The sequence below is a fragment of the Janthinobacterium sp. BHSEK genome (assembly GCF_056174685.1).
The window spans coordinates 1-2,432 of record NZ_JBWBYV010000195.1 but is presented as its reverse complement, the minus strand read 5'-3'; the positions used below and the strand labels follow the sequence as shown (position 1 = coordinate 2,432).

Annotated in this window: 6 protein-coding genes; all 6 read right to left on the bottom strand. The window is 62.8% G+C overall.

Annotation, left to right across the window (positions count from 1 at the left end):
* Positions 1–187 (bottom strand): hypothetical protein (locus AC0V2Y_RS28360; protein ID WP_475418458.1); only part of this gene is annotated, 187 nt, incomplete at its 3' end.
* Between the two features lie 2 nt (positions 188–189).
* The gene (locus tag AC0V2Y_RS28355) at positions 190–585 is read right to left on the bottom strand and encodes a PRTRC system protein C (RefSeq protein ID WP_258194549.1); all 396 of its coding nucleotides are present in this window, start codon (positions 583–585) and stop codon (positions 190–192) included.
* A gap of 14 nt (positions 586–599) precedes the next feature.
* Entirely contained in the window at positions 600–1,166 is a 567-nt protein-coding gene (locus AC0V2Y_RS28350) for a PRTRC system protein E (RefSeq protein ID WP_475418051.1), read from the bottom strand.
* Positions 1,167–1,229: 63 nt separating this feature from the next.
* Complete coding sequence (locus AC0V2Y_RS28345; RefSeq protein WP_475418050.1) at positions 1,230–1,544, bottom strand: hypothetical protein; 315 nt, start codon at positions 1,542–1,544, stop codon at positions 1,230–1,232.
* Between the two features lie 40 nt (positions 1,545–1,584).
* Positions 1,585–1,773: a hypothetical protein gene (locus AC0V2Y_RS28340; protein WP_475418049.1), complete on the bottom strand. Its 189-nt coding sequence runs from the start codon at positions 1,771–1,773 to the stop codon at positions 1,585–1,587.
* A gap of 300 nt (positions 1,774–2,073) precedes the next feature.
* On the bottom strand, positions 2,074–2,432 hold a 359-nt coding region (locus tag AC0V2Y_RS28335; RefSeq protein WP_475418457.1), incomplete at its 5' end, for a hypothetical protein.

The following is a 2,432-nucleotide window of genomic DNA, read 5'->3' as shown; positions in this document are numbered from 1 at the left end:
CATGGGCAAACGACGGCGCCAGCAAGCGTGGGCCGCTGCGCGCCTTATTGTGTGCCAGTGTGCTGGCCAGCACGCGGGCCAGGGGCGAATCCACCTCGACCGGAGTAATCGTATTAACCGGCACGCCGCTTGAAGCCAGCGTGCCGGCTTCGCGCAGCTGCGCGATTGCAGTTTTGCGCGTCAACATGGTCAGGCCGCCACGCTGCAGTGTTTGCCGTGCAGTTCGGTCAGGCGCACGCGCGCATCGTGGTCGATGTACGTCACCTCGTTGCGGCCCACGGCGGCCTGCAGTTCCTTGATGAATTCGGCGTCTTCGCTGTCGAGCCAGTTGGCGTGCAGCAGCGCGCCGACGTCACGGATAAGGCCGGTCAGCTCGCAGCCCTTGGTGCCGACGGCGCGGCGGAACGTGTAGACGGCCTTGGCGCCCAGCTGCTCGGGTCCCTCGATATCGGCGCTGATGATTTCCGGATAGACCGTGGCGTAGAAGTCGCGCACCTGCACCAGGTTAAAGGTGCTATTCGGGTCTTGCAGCACCACGCCGTTGTAACGGAATTCACGGATCAGTTTTTCGATTTGCATTGCCATGGCAGATAGCTTTCTTAGAAAAGGTCGAGCGTTACCGTGTCGACGGCGGTGGTGATGGCGGGGTTGCCGGCAGGCGCCGGCATGATTTCTTCGGGCTCTTCGGCCTCGGCGCCGCCAACTGGTGGCGTGCTGGTCGTCCCAGGAGCACCAGCGTCGCTGGCGGCAGGTGGCGTGTTTTCCTGCTGGCTGACGTTTTCAGCGCCGGCGCCGGCTGCGCCTTCGCCACCTGGTGCTGGGCTGTCGTTCTTTTTCGGCCGGCCTGGACCTGGGCGCTTGCTCGCCTCTTTCGACGCCGCTTTACTGCTGGCTGGTGGTGCGACGGGATCGGCACCGGTGGCGTTCGCGGCCTCGACCTGCTGCTGCAGCGACAGCTTCGGAGCCTGCCAGGATTGGATGGCCGCGGCAAAGCCGTCGTCCAGCTCGGCCGGGCTAGCCACAAGCGACAGCGGCTGCAACTTGTAGGCCTTGGTCTTGTCGCCGGCCTGGGTGGGGGTGATGCTGACGCGCAGATCGTCGTCTTCGGCGGTGACGACGATCATGAGGGTCGCGCTTTGGGCGAGCGCGTGCAATGCTGTAAACATGGCGGTCCTTGGTTTGAGTAATGGCAGGCTGGTGGTGTGCGCAGCCTGCCGGGTGGCTGGTTGTTAGTACGAGGTCGGCTGTGCGACGGCGCGGATCGCGTACATCACGCCGCAGCGGAACGAGGAGTCGGCATAGCGCAGCCAGTACAGCGGATCGTCGCCTTCCTGCTCGACCGGTTTCGAGGCCAATTCGCCGATGGCGGCTTCGTCACCGGCGGTGGCCGGCTCGTTCGCCTGCAGCGGCGGCTGGACCAACTGGCCGATCTTTGCGACCAGGGCGCGCAGTTCTTCGCCCTTGGCCTTGATTTCGTTCATGGTGTTGATTTCGGCCTGCGACAATTCGCGGTAGCCGGTGATTTTTCGGTGCTGGTTTTCCATTGTGATTCCCTGGTTGATGCTGCGGTGGGTGCTGCTCGAATTAATCGTTGTCGTTCGCTTGCATTTTTTTCGGATCGAACCGGTCGCGGCGCTTCATGTGGCGGCGCGCCACTGCGAACAGCGTGGCCCGCAGGTTTGGCACCTTGAGCAGCTCGTCGAGCGGCCTGGTGGTGTGCAGTTGGCCGTAGGCGATTTCCAGCGCGGCGCGGTCGGGTTCGATCTTGGTCATGTCAGAATCCGTTTCGATAGACGTGCAAGGCGCGGCGCGCGGCGAGGTAGATGCTGGCGCCGCGGCGGCGGTAAAAACTAAACAGGTTGAAAATGGTGCGCATGCGAGGCTTTCAGCGTGGTTTAGCGGTAATGACGCATGGGCCGAAGCAGTCGATAGCGGCCATGATTACTGCGGCGCTGTCGGTGCCCAGGGCCGAGTAAGTGATCAGCAACATTGCGGACAGGCGCTCAGTGCCTAGGGCCTGGGGCGTGATCAATAGCACGGCTGCCAAGCGAACGGAGACGGTGAAGGTGCCCATCATGCGTCCAGAGTGGCGAGTAGCTGGCGCATGCGGTTCATGGTTTCGGGCGACACAGCACCGCGCAATTCATAGTCCGTGCTGGCTGTTCGCAGCGCGCCCGCCAGTTCGCTGGACAACGCCATCCGCACTGCAGCACGATGAGTCGAGCTGAGTCCTTGCTGGGCTATCGAAACCAATGCGATTTTTTCGCCGCGCTCGTTGGCCAAGCTGAAAGTGGCGCCTAAAGCGTTGCGCTGCAGTCGATTTGAAAGCACAAGAGCCACTCGGCGCACGCGTGCTGCTGAGACTTCGTCAGGGCTCGCAGATGTTGTTGCCGTAGTTAGGGGTGCCATGCTGGCCTCCATCGGTTGAGGTT

Excerpts from the sequence above, each read along its gene's own strand:
- AC0V2Y_RS28355 (WP_258194549.1), bottom strand. The coding sequence starts at position 585 with ATGGCAATGCAAATCGAAAAACTGATCCGTGAATTCCGTTACAACGGC.
- AC0V2Y_RS28350 (WP_475418051.1), bottom strand. The coding sequence starts at position 1,166 with ATGTTTACAGCATTGCACGCGCTCGCCCAAAGCGCGACCCTCATGATC.
- AC0V2Y_RS28345 (WP_475418050.1), bottom strand. The coding sequence starts at position 1,544 with ATGGAAAACCAGCACCGAAAAATCACCGGCTACCGCGAATTGTCGCAG.
- AC0V2Y_RS28340 (WP_475418049.1), bottom strand. The coding sequence starts at position 1,773 with ATGACCAAGATCGAACCCGACCGCGCCGCGCTGGAAATCGCCTACGGC.